This window comes from Pseudacidovorax sp. (assembly GCF_017991995.1).
Classification (GTDB): Bacteria; Pseudomonadota; Gammaproteobacteria; order Burkholderiales; family Burkholderiaceae_C; genus Xenophilus.
Genome location: NZ_JAGOPN010000018.1, coordinates 112,016 through 137,038 on the forward strand (window position 1 = coordinate 112,016; position 25,023 = coordinate 137,038).

The 25,023-nt window shown below is 70.7% G+C and carries 22 protein-coding genes; 11 read left to right on the forward strand and 11 right to left on the reverse strand.

Features of this window, described 5'->3' with window-relative positions; all coding sequences use genetic code 11:
• Positions 1 to 13: 13 nt before the first annotated feature.
• The 3 genes from aceK to KBC94_RS22140 are packed head-to-tail and all read right to left on the reverse strand — an operon-like array spanning position 14 to position 3,113.
• Positions 14 to 1,930: a bifunctional isocitrate dehydrogenase kinase/phosphatase gene (gene aceK, locus KBC94_RS22130; RefSeq protein WP_294375236.1), complete on the reverse strand. Its 1,917-nt coding sequence runs from the start codon at positions 1,928 to 1,930 to the stop codon at positions 14 to 16.
• A 34-nt stretch (positions 1,931 to 1,964) separates the two neighbouring features.
• The gene (gene can, locus KBC94_RS22135; RefSeq protein ID WP_294375238.1) at positions 1,965 to 2,675 is read right to left on the reverse strand and encodes a carbonate dehydratase; all 711 of its coding nucleotides are present in this window, start codon (positions 2,673 to 2,675) and stop codon (positions 1,965 to 1,967) included.
• 33 nt (positions 2,676 to 2,708) lie between these two features.
• Positions 2,709 to 3,113, reverse strand: coding sequence for a MerR family DNA-binding transcriptional regulator (locus KBC94_RS22140; protein ID WP_294375239.1), 405 nt, complete (start codon positions 3,111 to 3,113; stop codon positions 2,709 to 2,711).
• Between the two features lie 139 nt (positions 3,114 to 3,252).
• Here KBC94_RS22140 and KBC94_RS22145 point away from each other — a divergent pair, with 139 nt between their 5' ends.
• Both KBC94_RS22145 and KBC94_RS22150 read left to right on the forward strand, forming a co-directional pair.
• Positions 3,253 to 4,341, forward strand: a complete 1,089-nt coding sequence (locus KBC94_RS22145; protein ID WP_294375241.1) for an MBL fold metallo-hydrolase — start codon at positions 3,253 to 3,255, stop codon at positions 4,339 to 4,341.
• A 106-nt stretch (positions 4,342 to 4,447) separates the two neighbouring features.
• Positions 4,448 to 5,770, forward strand: coding sequence for a leucine-rich repeat-containing protein kinase family protein (locus KBC94_RS22150; RefSeq protein ID WP_294375244.1), 1,323 nt, complete (start codon positions 4,448 to 4,450; stop codon positions 5,768 to 5,770).
• Positions 5,771 to 5,821: 51 nt separating this feature from the next.
• On the opposite strand, the gene KBC94_RS22155 is transcribed toward KBC94_RS22150, so the two are convergent.
• Complete coding sequence (locus KBC94_RS22155) at positions 5,822 to 6,466, reverse strand: MSMEG_1061 family FMN-dependent PPOX-type flavoprotein (RefSeq protein WP_294375246.1); 645 nt, start codon at positions 6,464 to 6,466, stop codon at positions 5,822 to 5,824.
• 70 nt (positions 6,467 to 6,536) lie between these two features.
• Between KBC94_RS22155 and KBC94_RS22160 the strand changes: the two genes are divergently transcribed.
• On the forward strand, positions 6,537 to 7,313 hold the full coding sequence (locus tag KBC94_RS22160; RefSeq protein WP_294375249.1) for a helix-turn-helix transcriptional regulator: 777 nt from the start codon (positions 6,537 to 6,539) through the stop codon (positions 7,311 to 7,313).
• A 40-nt stretch (positions 7,314 to 7,353) separates the two neighbouring features.
• On the opposite strand, the gene KBC94_RS22165 is transcribed toward KBC94_RS22160, so the two are convergent.
• Positions 7,354 to 8,952: a glucan biosynthesis protein gene (locus tag KBC94_RS22165; RefSeq protein ID WP_294375251.1), complete on the reverse strand. Its 1,599-nt coding sequence runs from the start codon at positions 8,950 to 8,952 to the stop codon at positions 7,354 to 7,356.
• Between the two features lie 169 nt (positions 8,953 to 9,121).
• Here KBC94_RS22165 and KBC94_RS22170 point away from each other — a divergent pair, with 169 nt between their 5' ends.
• Complete coding sequence (locus tag KBC94_RS22170) at positions 9,122 to 9,892, forward strand: SDR family oxidoreductase (protein WP_294375254.1); 771 nt, start codon at positions 9,122 to 9,124, stop codon at positions 9,890 to 9,892.
• Here the strand turns inward: KBC94_RS22170 and KBC94_RS22175 are convergent.
• Positions 9,838 to 10,812 carry a DMT family transporter gene (locus tag KBC94_RS22175; RefSeq protein WP_294375256.1) on the reverse strand — a complete coding sequence of 325 codons (975 nt, stop codon included), beginning with the start codon at positions 10,810 to 10,812 and terminating at the stop codon, positions 9,838 to 9,840. The genes KBC94_RS22170 and KBC94_RS22175 overlap by 55 nt on opposite strands.
• A gap of 66 nt (positions 10,813 to 10,878) precedes the next feature.
• Here KBC94_RS22175 and KBC94_RS22180 point away from each other — a divergent pair, with 66 nt between their 5' ends.
• The 4 genes from KBC94_RS22180 to KBC94_RS22195 all read left to right on the forward strand — a co-directional run bounded on the left by KBC94_RS22180 (position 10,879) and on the right by KBC94_RS22195 (position 15,864).
• Positions 10,879 to 11,802: a LysR family transcriptional regulator gene (locus KBC94_RS22180; RefSeq protein WP_294375259.1), complete on the forward strand. Its 924-nt coding sequence runs from the start codon at positions 10,879 to 10,881 to the stop codon at positions 11,800 to 11,802.
• Positions 11,803 to 11,809: 7 nt separating this feature from the next.
• Positions 11,810 to 12,703, forward strand: a complete 894-nt coding sequence (locus KBC94_RS22185; protein WP_114804658.1) for a LysR substrate-binding domain-containing protein — start codon at positions 11,810 to 11,812, stop codon at positions 12,701 to 12,703.
• A gap of 290 nt (positions 12,704 to 12,993) precedes the next feature.
• Positions 12,994 to 14,655, forward strand: a complete 1,662-nt coding sequence (locus tag KBC94_RS22190) for an L-lactate permease (protein ID WP_017760114.1) — start codon at positions 12,994 to 12,996, stop codon at positions 14,653 to 14,655.
• Between the two features lie 54 nt (positions 14,656 to 14,709).
• The gene (locus tag KBC94_RS22195) at positions 14,710 to 15,864 is read left to right on the forward strand and encodes an alpha-hydroxy acid oxidase (RefSeq protein WP_294375271.1); all 1,155 of its coding nucleotides are present in this window, start codon (positions 14,710 to 14,712) and stop codon (positions 15,862 to 15,864) included.
• Positions 15,865 to 16,509: 645 nt separating this feature from the next.
• Here KBC94_RS22195 and KBC94_RS22200 read toward each other — a convergent pair.
• The 5 genes from KBC94_RS22200 to glyQ form a co-directional block, all read right to left on the reverse strand.
• On the reverse strand, positions 16,510 to 17,439 hold the full coding sequence (locus KBC94_RS22200) for a SprT family zinc-dependent metalloprotease (RefSeq protein ID WP_294375278.1): 930 nt from the start codon (positions 17,437 to 17,439) through the stop codon (positions 16,510 to 16,512).
• 26 nt (positions 17,440 to 17,465) lie between these two features.
• The gene (locus KBC94_RS22205) at positions 17,466 to 18,200 is read right to left on the reverse strand and encodes a 1-acyl-sn-glycerol-3-phosphate acyltransferase (protein ID WP_294375280.1); all 735 of its coding nucleotides are present in this window, start codon (positions 18,198 to 18,200) and stop codon (positions 17,466 to 17,468) included.
• A 118-nt stretch (positions 18,201 to 18,318) separates the two neighbouring features.
• Positions 18,319 to 18,966, reverse strand: coding sequence for a D-glycero-beta-D-manno-heptose 1,7-bisphosphate 7-phosphatase (gene gmhB, locus KBC94_RS22210; RefSeq protein ID WP_294375282.1), 648 nt, complete (start codon positions 18,964 to 18,966; stop codon positions 18,319 to 18,321).
• A gap of 43 nt (positions 18,967 to 19,009) precedes the next feature.
• The gene (glyS, locus tag KBC94_RS22215) at positions 19,010 to 21,148 is read right to left on the reverse strand and encodes a glycine--tRNA ligase subunit beta (protein ID WP_294375285.1); all 2,139 of its coding nucleotides are present in this window, start codon (positions 21,146 to 21,148) and stop codon (positions 19,010 to 19,012) included.
• Between the two features lie 3 nt (positions 21,149 to 21,151).
• A complete protein-coding gene (gene glyQ, locus KBC94_RS22220) occupies positions 21,152 to 22,090 on the reverse strand; it encodes a glycine--tRNA ligase subunit alpha (RefSeq protein ID WP_294375287.1) in 939 nt (312 codons plus the stop codon).
• 200 nt (positions 22,091 to 22,290) lie between these two features.
• On the opposite strand from glyQ, the gene KBC94_RS22225 reads away from it, so the two are divergent.
• The 3 genes from KBC94_RS22225 to KBC94_RS22235 are packed head-to-tail and all read left to right on the forward strand — an operon-like array spanning position 22,291 to position 24,995.
• Positions 22,291 to 23,259 carry a diacylglycerol kinase family protein gene (locus tag KBC94_RS22225; protein WP_294375289.1) on the forward strand — a complete coding sequence of 323 codons (969 nt, stop codon included), beginning with the start codon at positions 22,291 to 22,293 and terminating at the stop codon, positions 23,257 to 23,259.
• A gap of 17 nt (positions 23,260 to 23,276) precedes the next feature.
• Complete coding sequence (locus KBC94_RS22230; RefSeq protein WP_294375297.1) at positions 23,277 to 24,125, forward strand: metallophosphoesterase; 849 nt, start codon at positions 23,277 to 23,279, stop codon at positions 24,123 to 24,125.
• A gap of 39 nt (positions 24,126 to 24,164) precedes the next feature.
• Positions 24,165 to 24,995: a phosphatase PAP2 family protein gene (locus KBC94_RS22235; protein ID WP_294375300.1), complete on the forward strand. Its 831-nt coding sequence runs from the start codon at positions 24,165 to 24,167 to the stop codon at positions 24,993 to 24,995.
• Positions 24,996 to 25,023 lie beyond the last annotated feature (28 nt).

The following is a 25,023-nucleotide window of genomic DNA, read 5'->3' on the forward strand; positions in this document are numbered from 1 at the left end:
TGGGTGGAAAGGATCAGGGCGTTGCGGCGGCAGCCCGGGCGTTCGGTACCGGGGCCGGACCGGCAGCAGCAGCGGCGGGCATCTCGGCGGCGTCGTCGGCATCGCTCGCACCGACGCTCTCGCCGCGCTGGGCACGACTGAAGCGCCGCCGCTCGTCGTAGGGAAACACGTCCAGCATGTGGCCGGCCAGGATGCGTTCCTTGTGGCGCTGCCAGAAGGCGGCGTCGAGCAGGTCGGCGTGGTGCGCCATGAAGGCGGCGCGCACATGGTCGTTGGCCAGCAGGAAGGGCTCGAAGGTCTCGGGGAACACGTCGCGCGGGCCCACGCTGTACCAGGGCTCGCCGCTCAGCTCGTCCTCCTCGCAGCGAGGCGGCGGCACGCGGCGGAACTGGCAGTCGGTGAGGTATTCGATCTCGTCGTAGTCGTAGAACACCACCTTGCCGCCGCGCGTGAGGCCGAAGTTCTTCCACAGCATGTCGCCGGGGAAGATGTTGGCGGCCACCATGTCCTTGATGGCATGGCCGTACTCCACCACGGCCTGCGTCAGCTGCTGCTGCGCCCGCTCGGCCGCGGCCGGCGACTCGGGCTGCGCGATCTGCTCCAGGCATTCGGCCAGCAGGATGTTCAACGGGATCATGCGCCGCTCGATGTAGACATGCTTGATGACGAGCTCCATCTCGCCGTTGCCGTCGCGGTCGCCGATCTCGACCTGGCTCGGCGCGAAGCGTTGCAGCTCATCCACCAGTGCGGGCTCGAAGCGGTCGAGCGGGAAGCCGACCCCGCTGTACTCGAGCGTGTCGGCCATGCGCCCCACGCGGTCATGCTGCTTGACCAGCTGGTACTTGCGCTTGACCTGCTCGCGCGTGGTGTCCTTGGGCGGCGGGTAGAAGTCCTTGATGACCTTGAAGACGTACGGAAAGGACGGCAGGTCGAACACCAGCATCACCATGCCCGGAATGCCCGGCGCCAGGCGGAATCGGTCGCTGCTGTAGTTCAGGTGCGAGAGGAAGTCGCGGTAGAACAGCGTCTTGCCCTGCTTGGCCAGGCCCAGGGCGCTGTAGAGCTCGGCCCGCGGCTTGTGCGGCATGAGCGCGCGCAGGAAGCGCACCCAGGCGCTGGGCACTTCCATGTCGACCATGAAGTAGGCCCGCGCGAAGGAGAACAGCATCTGCAGCTCGTCCTCGCCGAACAGGGCCGCGTCGATCACCAGGCGCCCGTTCGCGTCATGCAGGATGGGCAGGGCGAAGGGCAGCTCGGTGAAGCCGTTCTGCACGCGGCCCACCACGTAGGCGCCCTTGTTGCGGAAGAACAGCCCCGACAGCACCTGCAGCTGGAAGTTGGCCCGTAGCCGCACCGGCCCCAGCGCGCCCAGCACGGCCTGCGCCACCTGCTGCGCGTCGCCCGCCAGATCGGCGAAGGGCACGATCAGGCCGAACCCGTTCACCAACTGCATCACGCTGCCAGCCAGCGAACCATCCCGCGGGTAGTAGGCGCGGTAGGTGGGCGCGCCCTGCGGCTCGATGTACTCGGTGCTGATGGCCGGCCGCACGAAGATGAAGTCGTTCTGGAAGTAGGCCCGGTGCAGGATCTTGATGGTGACCGAGTTGAAGAAGCTCTCGGCCAGCTCGGGCTGGTGATGGTCCACCAGCAGGCCGATGTAGTGCAGCTTGACCTGCTGCCACACATCCATGGGCTGGGTGCCCGCGCTGAACTCCTTTTCGAGCCGGGCGACGGCCTCGGCGACGCGCAGGGCGTAGAACTCGATGCGCTCGCGCTGCGCGCGCTGCTGGCCGGCCCAGTCGGCGGTCTCGAAGCGGTGCTTGGCGCGGGCCGACTCGGCGCGGAACAGCCGGTAATGCCGGTTGAAGCCGTCGATCAGCGCCTTGGCGATGCCATAGGCGAGCGGCGAATCCAGGCGCTGGGGAAACATGACGGCCGCGCCCTTCCTGCCCCTGCGCCCGGCCTCACTGGCCCTGGATGACCGCCTGTGCGCGCGGCTGCGGCGTGGCGGCGGCGGGCGCACTCCACTTGGCACGGATTCGCTGAACCGCCGCCTTGTAGATGCCGTCGAGCGGCTTGCCGCCGTCGACGCTGATGCCCAGGTCCTGCAGCAGGCCGTCGTGCACACCGAAGGCCCAGCCGTGGATGGTGACCTTCTGGCCGCGGCTCCAGGCGTCGACCATGACGGTGCTCACCGCCACGTTGACCACCTGTTCGGCCACGTTCAGCTCGCATAGCGCATCGTCGCGCACGGCCTCGGGCAGGCTCTCCAGCATGACATGGTGTCGATCGCGCACGTCCTGGATGTGGCGGATCCAGTTGTCGGCCAGGCCCACGCGGGTGCCGTTCATCGCCGCCTTGACGCCGGCGCAGCCGTAGTGGCCGACCACCATGATGTGCTCCACCTTGAGCAGGTCGACCGCGAACTGGATGGTGGACAGCGCATTGAGGTCGGAATGGACCACCACGTTGGCCACGTTGCGGTGCACGAACACCTCGCCCGGCTCCAGGCCGGTGATCTGGTTCGCGGGCACGCGGCTGTCGGAGCAGCCGATCCACATGAACTTGGGCGTCTGCTGCTTGACCAGGCTGGTGAAGAAGCCGGGGCGGTCGCGCTCCATCTGGGCAGACCAGGCGCGGTTGTGGGCGAACAGTTCTTGGATCGGGTCGGTCATGGCGGGCATTGTGTCAGCGGGCGGCGTGCCGTCCTACGCGGTGGCCTTGGTGGCGGCCTTGCGGGCGCGGGCCAGCGCCGAGCGGCTGGCAGTCTCCTGCGCGCGCACCTCGGCCAGGTTGGCCTGCAACTCGGCCATCTGGGCCTCCAGCCGCTCGCGGTGGGCGCCCAGCACGCGCAGAAAGGCCTCGAGCTGGGGCACGGTGTCGCGCGGGCTGTCGTACATGTCGAGCACGTCGCGCGCCTCGGTCAGGCTCAGGCCGAGCCGCTTGGCGCGCAGCGTGAGCAGCAGCCGCGCCCGGTCGCGCGCGGTGTAGACGCGGTTGCGGCCCTGGCGCTCCGGCGTGAGCAGACCCATGTCCTCGTAGAAGCGGATGGCCCGCGTCGTGAGGTCGAATTCCTTGGCCAGTTCGCCGATGGTGTAGGTGGTGTTGGACATGCCAGAGGGATCGCCGCGCCCGGCGAAGGGTCGCGCACCGGTGACAGCGCCATCTGAAGGCGCTGCCTACAATGAGCGCAACTCTTACGTTGACGTAAACGTCAATACTAGCCGAGCCGGCCGCCACCGGCAATGCCGCATGAACCTCCTCGAACGCGAACTCCACTACCCCCTGGGCGACGCCCTGCCCGAGCCCGGCAAGACCATCGAGGTCGCGCCCGGCGTGCGCTGGATCCGCATGCGCCTGCCCTTCGCGCTGGACCACATCAACCTCTGGCTGCTGCGCGACTGCATCGACGGCCGCGAGGGCTGGAGCGTGGTGGACTGCTGCATCGCCCGCGACGAGGCGCGCCAGCAGTGGGAACAGGTGTTCGAGACCGAACTGCAAGGCCTGCCGATCCTGCGCGTGATCGTCACCCACATGCACCCGGACCACATCGGCCTCGCGCACTGGTTGTGCGAGCGCTGGGACGCGCCGCTGTGGATCAGCTCCACCGACTATCACGTGGCCCGCGTGCTCAGCACCGCCGGCGACACGCTGGCCGGCGGCGAGGCCGCCGCGGCCTTCTTCGCGTCTCATGGCATGAACGACCCCGAGGCGCTGGCCAAGCTGCGGGCGCGCACGAGCTACTACAGCAACATGGTGCCCGCCGTGCCGGACCGCTTCGTGCGCATGATGGACGGCGACGTCATCCGCATCGGCGACCATAACTGGCGCTGCATCGCCGGCTACGGCCACGCGCCCGAGCACATCTCGCTGTTCTGCGAATCGCTGCAATGGCAGGACGAGACCGGCCGCCACGCCGGCGTTCTGCTGGGAGGCGACATGATGCTGCCGCGCATCTCCACCAACGTGAGCGTGCATGCGGGCGAGCCCGAGGCCAATTCGCTGCGACTCTTCCTCGACAGCATCGAACGCTTCAACGCCCTGCCTGCCGAGACTCTGGGGCTGCCGGCCCACGGCAAGCCCTTCCGCGGCATCCACCGCCGCGTGGAGCAGCTGCAGGAGCACCACCGCGACCGTCTGGCCGAACTGCAGGCTGCCTGCGCGCAGAAGCCGCACACGGCGGCCGAGGCCCTGCCCATCCTGTTCAAGCGCGAGCTGGACCTGCACCAGATGACCTTCGCCCTGGGCGAGACCATCGCCCACCTGCACTGCCTCTGGTTCGCAGGCCAGTTGCGGCGCGAGCGAGGCGAGGACGGCATCTACCGCTTCCGTCTGGCCTGAGGCGCGGCCCGAACGAAACCCTCGCGCCCGACCTGAGGCGCGGCACGGATGAGGCCCCCTCCCCTCGCGGGAGAGGGAGCCACCCCCTCCCGCCTAAACTGCCACGATGACCGACGACCTGCGACGGCTGCGCGCCGGCGAACTGACTGGCGCGAGTCGGCTGCGCATCGCGGCCGACCTCGACACCTTCCCGCGCGAGGTCTTCGATCTGGCCGACACGCTGGAGGTGCTGGACCTGTCCGGCAACTGCCTGAACACGCTGCCCGACGACCTGCACCGGCTGCACCGGCTGCGCGTCCTCTTCGCCTCATCCAACCGCTTCACTGAACTGCCCACCGCGCTGGGCACCTGCCCGCAGCTGGAGATGGTGGGCTTCAAGGGCAACCGCATCGCCCATGTGCCCGCCGAGGCGTTGCCCACGCGGTTGCGCTGGTTGATCCTGACCGACAACGACCTCGCCGAACTGCCTGCCGAACTGGGCCGGCGCCCGCGGCTGCAGAAGCTGATGCTGGCCGGCAACCGGCTCGCGGCCCTGCCCGACCTGCGACAGTGCCAGGCGCTGGAACTGCTGCGCCTTGCGGCCAATCGCTTCGGTGCGCTGCCGGGCTGGCTGGCCGAGCTGCCGGCCCTGTCGTGGCTGGCCGTGGGCGGCAACGCCTTCAACGCAGCGGTCGAGGACGCGGCACGCCATGGCCTGGCCTCGGACGCCATCGACTGGTCGGCGCTGCACATGGGCGAACTGCTCGGCGAAGGCGCCTCGGGCCGCATCCATGCCGGCATGCTGGGCGAAGGCGCGGCGGCACGGCCAGTGGCGATCAAGCTCTTCAAGGGCGAGGTCACCAGCGACGGTTGGCCACTGACCGAGATGGCGGCCAGCCTGGCGGCGGGTACGCATCCCCGGCTCATTCCGGTGCTGGGGCGGCTGCAGGGCCATCCCGAGGCTACGCAGGGCCTGGTGATGGCGCGCATCGCCCCGCACTACCGCACGCTGGCCGGCCCGCCCAGCTTCGACAGCTGCACGCGCGACGTGTATCCGGCCGATCTTCAGCTGACTGTCGATGTGGCCCTGCGCATCGCGGCCGACGTGGCCTCGGCGTTGGCCCACCTGCATGCGCGCGGCCTGGTGCACGGCGACCTGTATGCCCACAACCTGCTGTGGCGCCCCGATGCGCCGGCCGGTGAAGCGACCGCGCTGCTCGGCGACTTCGGCGCCGCCGCCTTCGCGCCGGAAGGCGCGCTGAGCGAGGCCCTGCGTCACATGGACGTGCGCGCCTTCGGCGTGCTGCTGTCGGAGCTGTGCGCGCTTGCCGAAGGCCCCGCGCCGGACGACGCGGCAGCCCTGGCCGAACGCTGCATGCAGCCCCACCCCGCGCAGCGGCCGGGCGCGCCGGCGCTCGCCGCCGCGACGGCCGCCTGGGCCTCTCGCTGACCCACCGCGAGGACCACAAAGACTGCTTGCAGCACGGGACGGGGCCGCGGGTCAGTACAGGTCGTGGCGCACAGCGTGCGTGTAGTGCGCGTCCACCTGCGCCACCTGCCCCTCGTCCAGCCCCATCACCGCCGCCTTCATGCGGCCGATGGACGGCAGCACCGCGCGGTCCAGCTGCGACTCGGGCGCCCACAGCCGGGCCCGGTTGATCGCCTTGCCGCAGTGGAACAGCGTCTCGTCGATGTCGACCACGACCCCGAGCTTCGGTGTCTTGCCGCTTTCCGCGAGGCGCGCCAGCAACTCCGACGCGCGGGACAGGCGCGCCCGGCCGTTGATGCGCAGGAACACCTCCAGGCCCGGAAAAAGGAAGAGCAGGGCCACCCGCGCGTCTTCCTCCAGGTTGCGCAACGAGGCCAGCCGGTTGTTGCCGGGCCAGTCGGCGAAGGCGACGGTCCGCGCGTCGAGTACCTGTACGAAGCCCGGTGGCCCGCCGCGCGGCGAAGCGTCCAGGCCGCCGCTGCTGCCCGTGGCCAGGCAGAAGAACGTGGCCGCGCGCAGGTAGTCGGCATGGAAGTCGGTCAGCTCCGGCAGCACGCCCTTGAGGATGGATTCGGCGGGCGGAGCATAGAGCCGGTCGAGGTCGATGGCCTCGGTGCCGTGCGGCGCGCCGGCCTGAGAAGGGTTGTGTGAAGTCATGCGGCCCATGCTAGGGCGCGCCAAACGCCGGTGCTAAGCTCGCCGCGCCATTCGATAGCGCGATCACGCCATGCTCCACCACGGCCCCTGGCTCGACCTGCACGACGACGACGGCGGCCCCCTGGTGGTGGGCCGCGCCGGGACCGAAGCGGACCATGACACCGCCCCGCATCGCCATGTACGCGGCCAGTTGATCGGCTGCGGCCGAGGCGTGCTCAGCGTGGGCACCGACGCCGGCAACTGGGTGGTGCCGGCGCGCCATGCCGTGTGGATACCGCCGCGCGAGCAACATGCCGCCCGCATGCATGGCGCCTTCACCGGCTGGTCGCTGTACGTGGCGAGTCCGGCCTGCGATGGGCTGCCGGCCGTTCCGTGCACGCTGTCCGTCACACCGCTGCTGTGGGAAGCTGCACTGCGCTGCGCCGGACGCACGAGCGCCGGACCCGATGCCGCGCAGGACCGCTTGGCCGTGGTGATCGTGGACGAGATCCGGGGCCTGACACTGCAGCCACTGGGCCTGCCGATGCCGCGCGATGCAAGGCTGCTGCGCATCGCCCGCGCCCTGCTGGCCGCGCCCGGCGAACGCCGTTCCCTGGTGGACTGGGCGGCCTGGGCCGGACTGTCGGACCGCAGCCTCAGCCGCCGCTTCGTCGCCGAGACCAGCCTGAGCTTCACTGCCTGGGTGCAGCGTGCACGTGTGCTGCGCTCGCTGGAATGGCTGGCCGAGGGCAGGCCTGTCACGCAGGTGGCGCTGGACCTGGGCTACGACAGCGTCAGTGCCTTCATCGCGCTGTTCAAGCGGCAACTGGGCCGCACGCCGGCAACGTACTTCGACCGCAACGCCTGAAGCGCGTCGCCGCGCCTGGCCCGGCGACCTCGCCGCCCGCTCAACCCGGCTGCAGCTGGTACAGCCAGGTCTCCGTCAGCGTGACGCCGCCGTTGCGCAGGTACAGGCGCATGTCCACCGGCTCGTTGTTGCCGGGCGCGGGCGTGAAGTCGAACTGCGCACGCCAGTGGCCCGGCACGCCGTTGGGCACGGCCTCGGTGAAGACGTACGAGAAGCTGCCGCTCGACGCCGTGAGCACCGCCTCGGGCTTGACGCCGAAGGGAATGTCCTTGAGCGTGCCGCCCACGAACTCCACCATGAACTTGCGCACGCCCTGCGGACGCGGCTGACCCGGCTGGCCGCCGCGTCCGATGCGCGTGGCCACGCAGCGTGCCAGCGGGCCGGGGAAGGGCTCATCGGCCTGCCAGTACAGGCGGTAGCGCAGGCTGTAGCTGCTGCCCTTGGTGGCGGGCGCGGCCGGCACCCAGAAGGCGACGATGTTGTCGTGGATCTCGTCGTCGGTCGGGATCTCGATCAATTGCACCGAGCCATCGCCCCAATCGCCGAGCGGCTCCACCCACAGGCTCGGACGCTTGTCGTACATCACGCCGTCCTGGTAATGGTCGAAGGCGCGGTCGCGCTGCAGCAGGCCGAAGCCCTTGGGCGCGCGGTCGTTGAACTGCGAGGCGCGCGTGACGGCCGGGTTGTTGAGCGGGCGCCAGATGCGCTCGCCACCGCCCGTCCACAGCGCCAGGCCGTCGGAGTCGTGCACCTCGGGCCGCCAGTCGATGCCGCGGGCGCCCAGCGTCTCGGAGTACCAGTACATCGAGGTCAGCGGCACCAGGCCCAGGCGGCCCACATCGCGGCGCAGGAAGAGGCGCTGCTCGATGTCCATGATGACCGCCGCCTTGCGCTGCATGACGAAGCGGAAGGCGCCGGTGACGCTCGGGCCTTCCAGCAGCGCATAGACCACGACCGTGGTGTCGTCCTTGGGCGGCTCGAACCAGAAGCGGGTGAAGTTGGGGAATTCCTCCGGCCGGTCGGCCAGGGCCACATCCAGCGCGATACCGCGGGCCGAGAGGCCGTACTGGTAGAGCTCGCCGATGGCGCGGAAGTACGAAGCGCCCAGGAAGGCCACCCAGTCGTTCTTGCGCCAGTCCAGCTTGGCCTGGTCGCCCAGGCGGCTTTCCTGGAAGCGGAAGCCGGCAAAACCTGCGCCGTCGGGCAACTGCTTGGCCGGGCTGTCGGCGGGCATGTCGAAGTAGGCGCTGTCGTAGACGATCTCGCGCGAGAAGACATCGCCGCCCGCGTTCTCCAGCACATGCATGTGCACCGGCACCTGGAAGAAGCGGCCCAGGTGGAAGAAGGTGACCGGGAAGGCGCCGGGCCCGTCCTTGAACAGCGCGTAGTCGGTGTCGAAGCGAATCTTGCCGTGGGCGTCGTAGTCGATGCGCTCCAGCACGTCCTTCGGCAGGCGGTTCTCCTGTGCATAGGGCCGGCCGGCCAGGGCCTGGGCGTCGGCCACGAGGCCGTCCCACGAGAAGGGCCGCGGCTGGCTCAGCTGCAGGGCCTTGGCGTTCTGTGCGGAGGCAGGCCGGCCCAGAAGACCCAGGGCGAAGGCGGCGGCGCCGGAAGAGACGAAGGAGCGTCGGTCGAGCATAGGCAGAGGCAGGCGTTGTTCTTGTGAAGGCCGCAACCATACCGCGCTCCGGGATTCCCCTCATGTCGGAAATCCGCTTCGATGCATCCCGTTGCGTTTGGCGCCTTGGCGACGGCCCCGCGCGGCAGGCGCTCTTAAGCTGCCGCACCGAAGGAGACAGACACGCACCATGGACACCTCGAACCTCTTCTCGCTCAAGGGCCGCACGGCCCTCGTCACCGGCGGCTCGCGCGGCATCGGCCGCATGATCGCCGAGGGCTACCTGGCGCAGGGCGCCCGGGTCTACATCTCGGCCCGCAAGGCCGACGCGTGCGACCAGACGGCGAAGGAGCTGTCGGCGCTGGGCCACTGCGTCTCGCTGCCGGCGGACGTGTCGACGATGGAAGGCGTACAGGCGCTGGTCGCCGCCTATGCCAAGCACGAGGACTCGCTCGACATTCTGGTCAACAACGCCGGCGCGGCGTGGGGCGCGCCCTATGAAGAGTTTCCCGAGAGCGGCTGGGACAAGGTGGTGGACCTCAACATGAAGTCGCCCTTCTTCCTGACGCAGGCGCTGACGCCCATGCTCAAGAAGGCGGCCACCGACCACCTGGCGAAGGTGATCCACATCGCCTCCATCGACGGCATCTCGGTCAACCCCTGGGAAACGTATTCGTACGCCGCCAGCAAGGCCGGCCTGATCCACCTGACCAAGCGCATGGCGCTGCACCTGGCACCGCAGCGCATCGTGGTCAGCGCCATCGCGCCGGGCCCCTTCGCCTCCAGCATGAACAAGGAGGCCCGCGACCACGCCGAGGAGGTGGCCGACCGCGTGCCGCTGCGCCGTGTGGGCACACCGGAGGACATGGCCGGCGCCGCCATCTACCTGGCCTCGCGCGCGGGCGACTACGTGGTCGGCTCCACGCTGGTGGTGGACGGCGGCTGCGCCTGGGGGCGCTGAGGCCGCTCACGGCGCGGCAACCCGGCCCACGCCGCGGCACCGGCGATGAGCAGGCCGCCGAGCCAGCCCGCCGCATCCAGCCGCTCGCCCAGCAGGGCGACGGCGATCAGCGCGCCGAACAGCGGCTCGCTGCCCATCAGCAGCGCAGCCCGGCTGGGCGGCATGCGCTGCACCGCATGGTTCTGCGCGAAGAAGGCGAACACGGTGCAGCCCAGCACCAGGAAGGCCATCGCGGCCCAGAAAGCCACGGACGCGGGCGGCGGCACCCAGCCGCCTGACCCCGGCCGCAGCGCCAGCACCGAGGCCCCCAGCGCCACCACGCCGCACTGCACGGCCGTGAGCGACAGCGCCGGCAGCGCATGGCACGAGGCCAGGCGCCGCGTCAGGCACACCATGCAGGCACGCAGCAGCGCGGCCGCCAGCATCAGCGCCGCGCCCGTGGCATGGCCCGCCGGCGCCTGGCCATCGAGCGCCAGCAAAGCGGTGCCCGCCACGCACAAACCGGTGGCCGCAAAGAGCCGCAGCGCCGGCCGGTGGCCGGACAACGCCCAGTCCACCCAGGGCGTGAAAGCCACGCACAGGCTGATCAGGAAGGCGGCCTGACCGGCCGGCGTGCGCCGCAGGCCCTCTGTCTCGCAGACGAAGATGGCCAGCAGCAACAGCCCCAGCACCCCGCCCACCGCCAGCCCGGCCGCCCCGCCCGGGCGCCGCAGCGGTCGCAACGCGGGCGCCAGTACCGCGAAGGTGAGCGCAAAGCGCAGCGCCAGGAAGGCGGCCACGGGCATCTGGCCCAGCACCGGCTTGGTGACGGCATAGCTCGCGCCCCAGACGGCGGCCACGGCGAGCAGCAGCAGTTCAGGTGCGGCCAGGGCACCGGTGACCCGGTGGGCGCGCAGGCGGGAAGAGAACGTGATCGGCATGGCGGTGATTCTTGGGCGCCATCTTTCCCACGACCAGCCGCTGCGCCGGAACAAAATCCCTTCCCCATGGGAATCAATGCGCCACTGCACCTGCTGTCCGAGATGGTGGCGTTCGCCCAGGTGGCGGAGCGCGGCAGCTTCTCGGCCGCCGCCCGCGCGCTGGGCATGACGCCCTCGGCCGTGAGCCGCCAAGTGGCGCGGCTGGAGGAGGCCCTGGGCGTGCGCCTGCTGGCCCGCACCACCCGCCAGCAGCGGCTGACCGAGGCAGGCCGCGAGGCCTTCGCCCATTGCGCCGAACTGGCGGCCGCAGCCCAGGCCACGCTGCAGGTCGGCCAGCGCTTCGCGGCGGCGCCGGCCGGCGTGGTGCGGCTGAGCGCGCCCAAGGCCCTGGCCCATCAGGTGCTGCATCCGCTGGTGCTGGAGCTGCTGGCCACGCAGCCCAACCTGGAGGTGCATCTGGTCGCCGACGACCGCGACATCGACCCGGTGCGCGAGGAGGTCGACCTGGTCGTGCGCATCACCCGCCAGCCCCCCGAAGGCCTGGCCGGCCGGCCGCTGATGCCGGTGCGCCACCTGCTGTGCGCCGCGCCCGCCTACCTGGCAGCGGCCGGCATGCCCGCGCATCCGCAGGACCTGTCCGGCCACAGCTGCCTGTGGCTGGGCGAGCATCCGCGCGACCACCACTGGCGCTTTCGCCGCGGCGACGAGCAGGCGGAGGTGGCGGTGCATGGCCGCTATGCCGTCAACCACAGCGGCGCGCGGCTGGCCGCGGCGCGCCGCGGCCTGGGCATCGCCTGCCTGCCCGATTTCAGTGCCCGCGCCGCCCTGGCCGCCGGCGAACTGCAGCAGGTGCTGGGCGACTGGGAGTTCCTCGGCCCCTACACCGGCCAGGCCTGGCTGCTGTATCCGCCGGACCGGCACCTGCCGCCCAAATGCCGCACCGTGATCGACCATCTCGCGGCCCGCCTCTCGCCCACGCCCGATCCGTGACCACCCCATGACCGCCGTCCGCATTCCGCCCATCCAGTCCCTCCTGGCCTTCGAGGCCGTCGCGCGCCTGCGCAGCGTGACGCAGGCGGCGGCCGAGCTGTCGGTCACGCCCAGTGCGGTGAGCCACCGCATCCGTCAGCTGGAGACGCAACTGGGGCTCAAGCTCTTCGCGGCGCGCGGCGAGTTCCTGCCTTCGGCCGAGGGCGCGGCCTATCTGCTGCGGGTGCGCGAAGCCATGGCGGCGCTGCAGGACGCACCGCGCCCGGCCCGGGCAGCGCCCGCCTCCACGCGGCTGCGCGTGGCCGTGACGCCCACCTTCTCGCGCCAGTTGCTGTTGCCGCGGCTGGCGCTGTTCCGCCATGCCTACCCCGACATCGAGCTGATGCTGCAGGTGGCAATTCCCATCCACAACGTGACGGCCGAGGAGGCCGACATCGAGCTGCGCTTCGGCGTCGGCCCCTTTCCGGACCGGGAGTCGATGCACCTGCTCTCCGACGAGGTCTGCCCTGTGTGCAGCCCCGAGTACCTGGGCGAGGCCGGCCCCTTCGAGGGCGACTTCGACACCGAGGCCGAGATCGGCCGCGCCCACCTGATCCGCTCGCCGCTGGAGCCCTGGCGTACCTGGTTCCGCGCCTGCGGCATCGGCCTGCCCGAGCCCGCCTCGGGCAACCAGTTCAACGACCTGGGCCTGGTGCTGGACGCCGCCGTCGCCGGCTTCGGCGTGGCGCTGATGCGCCTCCGGCTTGGACAGGGCTGGCTGGACAGCGGCCGGCTGGTGCGCCTGTCGCGACGCAGCGTGCGTTCGCCGCACGACTACTTCCTGTGCTGGAAGCCGGGCACGCTGGAACGCTGGGAGTGCGCCGCCTTCGTCGACTGGATCCGGCAGGCGATGCGGGACTGAGGGCGCGCTGCGCGCCGGCCGTCCGCGGGCACCTTCGCCGAGGCCCGCCGCCCCCCGTCCGGCCGGGGCAGCTTCGCCGACGCCTGCCGCACCCCAGACCGTTCGCGCTGAGCTTGTCGAAGCCCCGTCCCGCTCCTTGCCGGCCGGCCGTGAAAAAGATTCACGCCCGCCGCGCATCGTTTTCAGCCCCCCGGCCGCCGCCCGCTCCTAAAGTCGCGTCCCGTTGCGTGGCAGCCGCACGACAGGCAGCATGCCCGCACCGTCCACAACAACACGCAAGGAGACACGCCATGCCCTGGCAGCAGATCTACGACCCGTTCGGCAACATGTTCATCTCCACCGCCCTCGCGGCGATCCCAGTGGTGGTGATGCTGGCCGCCTTGGGCTTCTTCCACATCAAGGCGCACATCGCCGCCGGCATGGGCCTCGTCGCCGCGCTGCTGGTGGCCGTCTTCGCCTACGGCATGCCCGCCGACCTGGCCGGGCGCGCGGCGCTCTTCGGTGCCTTCACCGGCCTGCTGCCCATCGGCTGGATCGTGCTGAACATCATCTTCCTGCACCAGCTGACCGAGCAGAACGGCAGCTTCGCGGTGCTGCAGGATTCGCTCTCGGGCATCACCGAGGACCGGCGCATCCAGCTGCTGCTGATCGCCTTCTGCTTCGGCGCCTTCTTCGAGGGCGCGGCCGGCTTCGGCACGCCGGTGGCGGTGACGGCGGCGATCCTGATCGGGCTGGGCTTCTCGCCGCTGGCGGCCTCGGGTCTCTCGCTGATCGCCAACACGGCGCCGGTGGCCTTCGGCGCGCTGGGCACGCCGGTGATCACGCTGGCCAAGGTGCACGGCTACGACCTGATGGAGGTGACGGCCATGATCGGCCGGCAACTGCCCTTCTTCTCGCTGATGGTGCCCTTCTGGCTGATCTGGGCCTTCGCCGGCCGCAAGGCCATGATGGAGATCTGGCCCGCCATCCTGGTCACGGGCGTGAGCTTCGCGGTGCCGCAGTTCCTGGTCTCCAACTTCATCGGGCCGGAGCTGGTGGACATCATCGCGGCCGTCGTCTCGATGCTGAGCCTGGTGGCCTTCCTGCGCGTGTGGCAGCCCAAGCGCATCTGGACCTCGCCCTCGATGCGCGGCAACGACCCCAGCGCCGCCGAGGCCAAGCCGCCGCAGCCGGTGCGCCAGCACAGCCGCGCCGCGCTGGTGCGGGCCTGGATGCCGTGGCTCATCCTGTCGGTGTTCGTCTTCGTCTGGGGCCTGCCGGCGGTCAAGACCTGGCTCAACGGCCTGTTCGCGCCCAGCTTCCCGATGCCGGGCCTGCACAACATGATCGACAAGATGCCGCCCGTGGTGACCACGCCCCACAAGGAGGCCGCCGTCTACGTGCTGAACCTGCTGTCGGCCACCGGCAGCGGCATCCTGCTGGCGGCCGTGCTCAGCGCCCTGCTGATGAAGTACAGCCCGGTGGCCATCGTGGGTACCTTCTTCCGCACGCTGTGGATGGTGCGCTACTCGCTGCTGACCATCGTGCTGATGCTGGCGCTGGGCACGCTCACGCGCTTCTCGGGCACCGACACCACGCTGGGCCTGGCCTTCGCCAACACCGGCGTGCTGTATCCCTTCTTCGGCACGCTGATGGGCTGGATCGGTGTGGCGCTCACGGGTTCGGACACCGCCTCGAACGTGCTCTTCGGCGGCATGCAGAAGGTGGCGGCCGAGCAACTGGGCCTGTCGGCCAACCTGATGGGCGCGGCCAACAGCTCGGGCGGCGTGATGGGCAAGATGATCGACGCGCAGTCCATCGTCGTCGCCTCCACGGCAACACGCTGGTTCAATCACGAAGGCGATATCCTCCGTTACGTTTTCTTCCACTCGATCGCGCTCGCGGCACTGGTGGGCCTTTACGTCACGCTGCAGGCGTATGTCTGGCCCTTCACCCTGACCGTGGTCCATTGACTAGGCCGAAGGCCGGCGCGCCCGTCGCGCCGCGCCGGCCCTTCCGAAGCATCCATGACCGTCATCACCAACATCGAAGACCTGCGCGTGCTGGCGCAGAAGCGCGTGCCGCGCATGTTCTACGACTACGCCGACTCCGGCGCCTGGACCGAAGGCACCTACCGCGCCAACGAGGAGGACTTCCACAAGATCAAGCTGCGCCAGCGCGTGGCCGTCAACCTGGAGAACCGCAGCACCGCCACCACCATGGTGGGCGTGCCCGCGAAGATGCCGGTGGCCATCGCGCCGGTGGGCCTGACGGGCATGCAGCATGCCGACGGCGAGATCCATGCGGCGCGGGCGGCCGAGAAGTTCGGCATTCCGTTCACGCTGTCGACCATGAGCATCTGCTCCATCGAGGACATCGCGCAGAACACGACGGCACCCTTCTGGTTCCAGCTGTACATGATGCGCGACCGCGACGCCATGGCCCGCATGATCGACCGCTGCAAGGCGGCCAAGTGCAGCGCGCTGGTGCTCACGCTCGACCTGCAGGTGATCGGCCAGCGCCACAAGGACCTCAAGAACGGCCTGACGGCGCCGCCCCGGCCGACGCTCAAGAACATCCTCAACCTGGCGACGAAGCCGCGCTGGGTGCTGGGCATGGCGCAGACGAAGCGTCGCACCTTCCGCAACCTGGTGGGCCATGTGAAGGGCGTGAGCGACATGAGCTCTCTGGCCGCCTGGACCAACGAGCAGTTCGATCCGCGCCTGTCGTGGGCCGACATCGAATGGGTCAAGCAGCAATGGGGCGGCAAGCTGATCCTGAAGGGGATCATGGTCGAGGAAGACGCTCGCATGGCCGCCGATGCCGGTGCCGACGCCATCGTGGTGAGCAACCACGGCGGCCGCCAGCTCGACGGCGCGCCCAGCAGCATCTCGGCCCTGCCTGCCATCGTGGACGCGGTGGGCCACCGGCTGGAGGTGTGGATGGACGGCGGCATCCGCAGCGGCCAGGACGTGCTCAAGGCCTGGGCCCTGGGTGCCCGCGGCACGATGATCGGCCGCTCGATGGTCTACGGCCTGGGCGCGATGGGCGAGGCGGGCGTGTCGCGGGCGCTGCAGATCATCCACAAGGAGCTGGACACCACGATGGCCTTCTGCGGGCACACGCAGTTGCAGAACGTGGATCGGAGCATTCTGTTGCCGGGGACGTATCCCATCGCCTGATGGGTGGTTGCTCAGGGTCTTGGATGTGCCTGGGGCTTTGAGGCTTTGACACTTTGAGGTGCTGCTTCGGCAAGGGCCGGGAGGTTCCGCCGTTGTCGATGGTCCGGCCCTGGCGCCGGTGAGGGCGTGTCGGCGCTTCAAGTGGGGCGGTCGGCGCTGCGCGCCGACTTCCCTGCGGTGCTCGGGCAGACGGGCCGCGGCAGAACTCGCTACGCGCTTCGCGCTGCGCTCAAACAACTGCCGCGAGTCAGTTCACGAAGCGGGCCTGTCCTTCGGCAGGCCCGCAGCCCGTCCGTCCTGCGCTCCTCGGCGCCCCACAGGCGCGCCGCCACACCCTCACCGGCACCAGGGCCTGCGTGATGGTTGATCGGCTGGCATGAGCGCCCTGCCAGCCTCAGGAGGACGTTTGCTGGTCGAGCGCCCGTCTTGCACCGGCTCTCTTAGTGCACCCCGCGGTGTCACGCGCGGCGGGGTCGGGGCCTGGGGGCCGCGGGCGATTTCTGAAAAAGTATGAGCCCGCGGCCCCCAGGCCCCGGCCCCGGCGCGCGCCCCCTGGCGCCAACACCCCGGCGCCCAAACCCCGATCCGAGCACAACCGAACCGACCCCGGACTAGAACCAGTTCAGGCGGGCCTCAAACCCAGCCTCACCCCCAGCGCGGCGCCGGCTCGTCCTTCAGCACCTGCCGCCGCTGCGCGTAGTCCGGCAGCACGCGCCCCACCTCGTCCCAGAAGCGCGGACTGTGGTCCATCACCCGCAGATGCGCGAGTTCGTGCACCACCACGTAGTCGATGATCGGCAGCCGATAGTGGATCAGCCGCCAGTTGAGGCGGATCGAGCCGTCCGCGCTCGCGCTTCCCCAGCGGGTGGCGGCGTTGGACAGCGACAGTTTGGTCCACTGCACGCCCAGCTGCGGCGCGAAGTGCGCCAGCCGCTCGGTGAAGACGCGTCGCGCCTGCCGCGTCAGCCAGGCCTGCGCCGCGTCGCGGATGCGGGCCTCGCCCACGTCCGGCGAGAGTGCCAGCCGCAGCACCTGCGGCGCATCGGCGCTGCCGTCGCCCACGTCCAGCAGGCCGCCCGTGCCGGCCTGGCGGTCGGTGGAGTCCAGGCGCAAGGTGACCATGCGCCCCAGGAAAGGCAACTGCGCCCCCTCGCGCCAGTCGATGCGGCCAGCCTCCCGCTGCGACTCGCGCTGGCGGGCCTCCGACAGCTTTCGCAGGATCCAGCCTGCCTTCTCCTGCAGGGCCGCCTCCACGTCGCGGATGGCCGCCCAGCGCGGCGCGCGCACTGCCAGACCCTCGCCGCTCACCGAGAAGCCGATGGTGCGGCGATGGCCCCGGTCGAAGGCATAGGCGATGCGCACGTCGCCCAGCACGATCTCGCGCGAGGCGCGCGGATGGGTGAAGACGAGGGTGCGGCTGTCCGGCGCGCGAAGCGGCTGCGCCGGCGCAGCCACGCCCTGGGGGGTCGGCGCAACGCCGCGCGCCTTCGCAGGCGGGAGGGGCGGCTCGACCGCCGGCGCTGGCGCCGGCGAATCGCCGAACAGGTCCAGCGTCAGCTGCAACAGCCGGTGCATGCCTGCGCCCTGCTTGCCAGCCGCCTTCAGTGGTAGGCCTCCGGGTCCAGGCGACGCATCTCGGCCTCGATCCAGGCCTGCACCTCGACCATGAGTTCGTCCGCCTTGCGGCCCGCGCTCGGGATGGCCGGGCCGATGGACACATGCACCGTACCCGGCGTCTTGACGAAGGCCTTGCGCGGCCAGCAGCGGGCGGAGGTCACGGCGATGGGAACGACAGGCACACCAGTCTCGATAGCCAGCCGCGTGCCGCCCGTCTTGTACTGGCCCACCTCGCCGCGCGGGATGCGCGTGCCTTCGGGGAACATGATGATCCACACGCCCTTGGCCAGCAGCTTCTTGCCCTGCGCCACCACCTTCTGGAAGGCCTGCGTGCGCTGCTTGCGGTCGATGTGCACCATGTCCAGCCGCGACATGGCCCAGCCGAAGAAGGGCACGTACAGCAGCTCCTTCTTGAACACGTAGGCCAGCGGATGCGGCATGAGCGTGGGCATCAGGAAGGTTTCGTAGGTGGACTGGTGCTTGACCAGCAGCACGGCACCGGCCTCCTTGTCCTGCGGCAGGTTCTCCATGCCGATGACCACGGGCCGGATGCCGAGGATCCAGCGCGCGCCGCCGATGGCCACGCCCAGCCAGCCGGCGGCGATGCGGTAGAGCGGCTCGCCGCGCACGAAGAGCGAGGCCAGCAGCAGCACGATGGCGTAGGGGACGACGGTGACCGCCATCCACAACACGTGAAGGGTCGAACGGAGAAAGGCCATCGGAACGAGGAAGGAGGAGGAGAAGGGAGGAGGAAGCGCCGCGCCCGGCAAGTCGGACCGGATCAGGGACGGGGCCAGCCGCCGCGGCGGTTGGACAGGGTCGATGCCGGACGGATCATCAGCTGCGCGGCGCCGCGGGCGCGCCGGCCGGGGCCGGAGGCGCGGGCGCCGCATGGGCCTCGCGCGCCAGCAGGAAGCGGACGAAGTCGGCCAGGTCCTCGTGCACCTGGGTGCCGGGCGGAAACTCCGGCGGCAGCGGATGCACGCCCCGGCAGGCCGCGCCCATGCCGGTGAGCAGCAGGTGTGGCTCGCAGCCGGCGGCAGCGCCGGCCTGCAGATCGCGCAGGCTGTCGCCCACCGTGGGCACGCCGCGCAGGTCGATGCCGAAGCGCTCGCCGATCTGCGTGAACAGGCCGGGCCTGGGTTTGCGGCAGTCGCAGTCGTCCTCGGGACTGTGCGGGCAGTAGAAGATGGCGTCGACGCGGCCGCCGAAGGTGGCCAGCATCTTCTGCATCTTGGCGTGCATGGCGTTGAGCGAGGCCACGTCGAACAGGCCGCGGCCCAGGCCCGACTGGTTGGAGGCGATCACCACATGCCAGCCGGCCTGGTTGAGCCGCGCGATGGCTTCGAGCGCGCCGGGCAGCGGCGTCCACTCGGTGTCGCTCTTGACGAAGTCGTCGCGGTGCTCGTTGATGCTGCCGTTGCGATCCAGGATCACCAGCTTGAGGGCCTGGCTGCGCTGCTGCTGGCGGGCGTTCTCGGGCATGGGGATGGACTCGCGGGTTGAAAGACGGACAGCAGTGGGGTGCTCAGGCCGCCAGGCGCTCCAGCAGCGCCACGCGGTTCATCGCCCGGTGCAGCGCGGCCAGCAGGCCCAGGCGGTTCAGGCGCAGGTCGGCCTCGTCGGCATTGACCATCACGCCGTCGAAGAAGGCATCGACCGGCGCGCGCAGCGCGGCCAGGGTCTGCAGCGAGGCGGTGTAATCACCGGCGGCGAACTGCGCGTCGGCCTGCGGCACCACCTGCTGCATGGCCTGGTAGAGCGCCTGCTCGGCCGGCTCGCGCAGCAGGCCTTCGGTGACGTGGGCGTCGGCCTCGGGCGACTTCTTGAGGATGTTGCCGATGCGCTTGTTGGCGGCCGCCAGGGCCGGCGCCTCGGGCAGACGGGCGAAGGCGCGCACGGCGGCGAGCAGGCGCGGCACCTCGGCCAGGCGCGGCGGGCGTTGGCCCAGCACGGCGTCGACTTCCTGGGCGCTGGCGCCCTGCTCGCGCAGGCTGCCAGCCAGGCGGTCCTGGATGAAGTCCAGCAGCTGGGCGCGGGCATTGGGCTCGGTGGCCAGCGCACCCATGGCGCCGAGTGCGATGTCGATCAGCGCGGGCAGTTCCAGCGGAAGGTCGCGCTCGATCAGCATGCGCACCACGCCCAGCGCATGGCGGCGCAGCGCGAAGGGGTCGCGGTCGCCGGTCGGCAGGTTGCCGATGCCGAACATGCCGGCCAGCGTCTCCAGCTTGTCGGCCAGCGCCACCGCCAGGCCGACCGTGCCGCGCGGCAGCTCGTCGCCGGCGAAGCGGGGCTTGTAGTGATCCTCGATGGCGTCGGCCACGGCCGCGGGCAGGCCGTCGTTGAGCGCGTAGTAGCGCCCCATGATGCCCTGCAGCTCGGGGAACTCGCCGACCATGTCGGTGACCAGGTCGGTCTTGGCCAGCCGGGCGGCCTGCTCGGCCTGGGCCGCCAGCGCGCCGTCGCCCAACTGGGCGGCGATGGCCTTGGCGATGGCCACGACGCGCTGCACGCGCTCGCCCTGGGTGCCAAGCTTGTTGTGATAGACCACCTTGTCCAGCAGCGGCAGGCGCGATTCGAGGCTCTTCTTGCGGTCCTGGTCGAAGAAGAACTTGGCGTCGGCCAGGCGCGGGCGCACCACGCGCTCGTTGCCGCCGGTGACGGCGCTGGCATCGTCGGGACGGATGTTGCTCACCACCAGGAAGCGGTGCGTGAGCCGGCCCTGCGCGTCCAGCAGCGGGAAGTACTTCTGGTTGGCCTTCATCGTCAGGATGAGGCATTCCTGCGGCACGCCCAGGAACTCCTGTTCGAAGCTGCAGGTGAGCACCTTGGGCCGCTCGACCAGGGCCGTGACCTCGTCCAGCAGCGCGTCGTCGCGGATCGGCTCGCAGCCGTTGCCCACAGCCACCGCGGCAGCGGCCAGCTGGCGGGCGATCTCGGCGCGGCGGGCCTCGAAGCCGGCGATGACGGCGCCCTCTTCCTCCAGCTGCAGCGCGTAGTGGTCGGCATCGCGCAGCACGACCGGGTCGACCGCGGCCTCGAAGCGGTGGCCGTGCGTGTCGCGGCCGGCTTCCAGGCCCAGGGCGGAGACGGGCACCACCTCGGTGCCATGCAGCGCCACCAGGCCGTGCGCCGGGCGCACGAAGCTCACGCTGCTCCAGCCGGGCAGCTCGCAGCGGGCTTCCAGCTGGTAGCTCATGACCTTGGGGATGGGCAGCTTGGCGATGGCCTCGGCCAGGGCCTTCTGCAGGCCCTCGGCCAGGGTGGCGCCAGCCACGGTGCTGTCATGGAACAGGGCCTCGGCCTTGCCATCCGGCGCGCGGCGCAGGCCGGCAGCGGCGGAGGCATCCAGGCCCAGCGCGGCCAGCTTCTTGGCCAGCGCGGGCATGGGTTGGCCGGCGGCGTCCAGGCCGACGCTCACCGGCATCAGCTTCTGCGACACGGCCTTGTCGGCGGCGCGCGGCGCCACATTCGTGAGGTGCGCGGCCAGGCGGCGCGGCGAGGCATAGGCCGTGAGCACCGAGGCGCCGCCGGCCAGACCTTGCGCAACGAGCTGATCGCGCAGCACGCCGGCGAAGGCGTCGCCGAGCTTCTTGAGCGCCTTGGGCGGCAGTTCCTCGACGAAGAGTTCGACGAGCAGGCTGGGATGCGAGGACGTGGCGTTCATGGCTCAGGCGGCAGCTTTCTCGCCGGCGGCGGTGGACTCGTTGTTCTTCTTGGGGATCTGCGCGACCCATTCGCGCGGCGCCAGCGGGAAGCCCAGGCGCTCGCGGCTGTCGTAGTAGCTCTGCGCCACCGACCGGGCCAGGTTGCGGATGCGGCCGATGTAGGCGGCGCGTTCGGTCACGCTGATGGCGCCGCGCGCATCCAGCAGGTTGAAGGTGTGGGCCGCCTTGAGCACCTGCTCGTAGGCCGGCAGCGCCAGCTGCTCCTGCATGAGGTGCCTGGCCTGCTTCTCGTGCGCACCGAAGGCGGTGAACAGGAAGTCGGCGTCGGACTGCTCGAAGTTGTAGGTGGACTGTTCCACCTCGTTCTGGTGGTAGATGTCGCCGTAGGTGACGCCCGGGGCGTACTCCAGGTCGAAGATGCTTTCCTTGCCCTGGATGTACATGGCCAGGCGCTCCAGGCCGTAGGTGATCTCGCCGGTGATCGGCCGGCAGTCGATGCCGCCCACCTGCTGGAAGTAGGTGAACTGCGTCACCTCCATGCCGTTGAGCCAGACCTCCCAGCCCAGGCCCCAGGCGCCGAGCGTGGGGTTCTCCCAGTCGTCCTCGACGAAGCGCACGTCGTTCTTCTTGAGGTCGAAGCCCAGGGCCTCCAGGCTGCCCAGGTAGAGCTCGAGGATGTTGGAGGGCGCCGGCTTGAGCACCACCTGGAACTGGTAGTAGTGCTGCAGGCGGTTGGGGTTCTCGCCGTAGCGGCCGTCCTTGGGGCGGCGGCTGGGCTGCACGTAGGCGGCCTTCCACGGCTCGGGGCCCAGGGCGCGCAGGAAGGTGGCGGTGTGGCTGGTGCCGGCGCCCACTTCCATGTCGTAGGGTTGCAGCAGGGCGCAGCCCTGGGCGTCCCAGTAGGCCTGGAGCTTGAGGATGATCTGTTGGAAGGTCAGCATGGTGCGGGAAGAAGGCAGGCCGGAGGCAGTCGCAGCGCCGGCGCAGGGAACCGCGCATTTTATGGGCGTGCCCGCCGTGCGGCGCCGCGGCGGGCATGCGAGGCCGGCGGACGACTACACGGGCTGGCGGCGCGCGGGCCTGGCGAAGTCGGCTTGCCATCAGCAGCATGTCGGCTTCGCCCGACACACCGCCTGCCCCCATGCCCGCAGCCCCTGCCCTTGCCCCTGCCGCACCGCTCTTCGTGGTGCTCAACCGTGGATCGGGCCGAGGCAGCGCCGACGAGGCGCGCCAGGCCATCGAGGCCGCCTGCCGCGCCGCCGGTAGGGCGCTCTCGCTGCGCGTCGTCGGCCGGGGGCATCGCCTGCCCGACCTGGCGCGGGAGGCGGTCGAATCGGCCCTGGCCCAGGGCGGCATCGCCGTGGCGGCCGGCGGCGACGGCACCATCAATGCAGTGGCGCATGCGGCCCTGCGCGCCGGCTGCGCCTTCGGCGTGCTGCCGCAGGGCACCTTCAACTACTTCAGCCGGGTGCACGGCATCCCGGCGCCCATCGAGGAGTCGCTGCAGTCCCTGCTGACCGGCACGCCGCAGCCCGTGCAGGCCGGCGAGGTGAACGACCGCGCCTTCCTTGTCAATGCCAGCCTGGGCCTGTATGCCCGCATGCTGGAAGAGCGCGAGGACTTCAAGGCCCGCTTCGGTCGCCGACGCTGGGTGGCCTTCGGCGCCGCGCTGGCCACGCTGCTCAAGGGCTTTCGCACCTGGACGCTCCACGTGAGCGCGGGCGGCGGCACGCAGGTGCTGCGCACGCCCACGCTCTTCGTCGGCAACAACGCGCTGCAGTTCGAGCAGGTGGGCGTGGAGGAAGGCCAGGCCGTGGAAGAAGGCGGTGCCCTGGCCGCCATCGCGCTGGAGCCGCTGGGCCGGCTCGCCATGATCGGGCTGGTGCTGCGGGCGGCCATGGGCCGGCTGGGCAGCGCCTCCAAGGTGCGCAGCTTCACCTTCCGCGAGATCGAGGTGCAAGCGGCAACCGGCGCCTCCCCCGCGCGCCGACGCGTGCGCGTGGCCACCGACGGCGAGGTGCAGTGGATGGACATGCCGCTTCGCTTCCGCGTCTCGCCGCGGCCGCTGTGGCTGGTCAAGCGCCTGGATGCGAAGGCCGAGCGCGCATGAGGGATCGGCCCGCGCCCATGCCTCACGCCTTGCCACCCGGGAACCTGCCCGTCGAGCGTGACTGCGTGCTGCTGCACCTGTCGGACCCGCACTTCGGCACTGAGCAGCCCTCTGTCGTCGAGGCCCTGGTGCGCTGGGTACGCGCGCAGGCAGCCGACGCGGTGCTCGTGACCGGCGACATCACCCAGCGCGCCACGCGGGCGCAGTTCGCAGCGGCGCGCGCATTCCTGCAGCGCCTGGATGCGCCACGCGTGCTCGTCGTCCCCGGCAACCACGACATTCCGCTCTTCGACCTCGGCACGCGGCTGCTTGCGCCCTACCGCCGCTACCAGGCGGCGCTGGGGGACGACCTGGAGCCCACGCTGGACCTGCCGCACTGCCTGGTGCTGGGCGCCAAGACCACACGCCGCTGGCGCCACAGCGATGGCGAGATCAGCCCTGCGCAGATCGAGCGCATCGCCCGCCGGCTGGCAGACGCCGGACCGGCGCAGTTGCGCGTGGTGATGGTGCACCAGCCGGTGGCCGTCACCCGGCCGGAGGACCACGAGAACCTGCTGCACGGCCGCGAAGCCGCACTGGCCCGCTGGGCAGAGGCCGGCGTGGACCTGGTGCTGGGCGGCCACATCCACCTGCCCTTTGCCGTGCCGCTGCCCCAGGCCGGCGGCGCCTGGGCCGTGCAGGCGGGGACGGCCGTGTCCTCGCGGGTACGATCCGGCGCCCCGAACTCGGTCAACCTGCTGCGCTGGCCCGGGGCGGACGATGACGGACGGCGCTGCTGCACACTGGAGCGCTGGGACTTCGACGCCCGCCTCGAGGCCTTCGCGCTGGCACTGACCGACACCCTGGAACTCCCGGCCCGCGGTTGACACCACCGGGGCTGGACCTGCACCCGACCCCAAGGATCGATGACCCCTGACGACTGGAGCGCGCTCGGTGCGCGCATGGGCAGCCTGGCCTGGACGGCCTTTCCCTTCATCGTGCTCGCGGCCATGCTGCTGGCACTGCTCGCAGGCAGCCTGGGCCTGGCCTGGCGCCGCCGCACCCGGCCAGAACCCGATGCGCCGCCACAGCTGGGGCGCATCGTGCCCGGGCTCGTGATCGGCTTCCTGTTGATCGTCGGCCTGGCCAGCCTGTTCACCCTCTTCGCCCGACACCTGGGCGAGGGCCGCCCCATGGGCCGCATGGACGACGCCCTGAGCATGGCCGTGGGCACTCACACGCCCGACTGGGCGAGGCAGGCCTTCTCCGTCTTCACGCACATCGGCGACCCGCTGCCGGTCGCCACCTTCGTGCTGCTCTTCGCCCTGTTCCTGCGGCTGCGCGGCCACCCGGGCTTCGCCTGGGGCTGGCTGCTGGCGAACGCGGGGAATGCGGTCCTCAACTATTCCCTCAAGCAGATCTTCGAGCGCGTGCGGCCGGTGCACGACACGCTGCTGGTGAATGCGCCAGGCTTCAGCTTTCCCAGCGGCCACAGCTCGGCCGCGATCGTGCTGTGGGGCATGCTGGCCTACCTGTGCCTGCGCATCGGACCCAAGGGCCTGCGCCTGCCGATGCTGGCACTGGCTGCGGCGATGGCCGTGGCGATTCCGGCCAGCCGCGTGTTCCTGCAGGCGCACTTCCTGACGGACGTGGTCGCAGGCCTGTGCTCGGGCGCGGCCTGGCTGGCGATCAGCATCGTCAGTGCCGAATCGGCGCGTCACCGGCGGCGCGCGCGGCTATACGTGCGCACCGCCTGAGCCCAACGATGATGGCGCGCCCACAGCG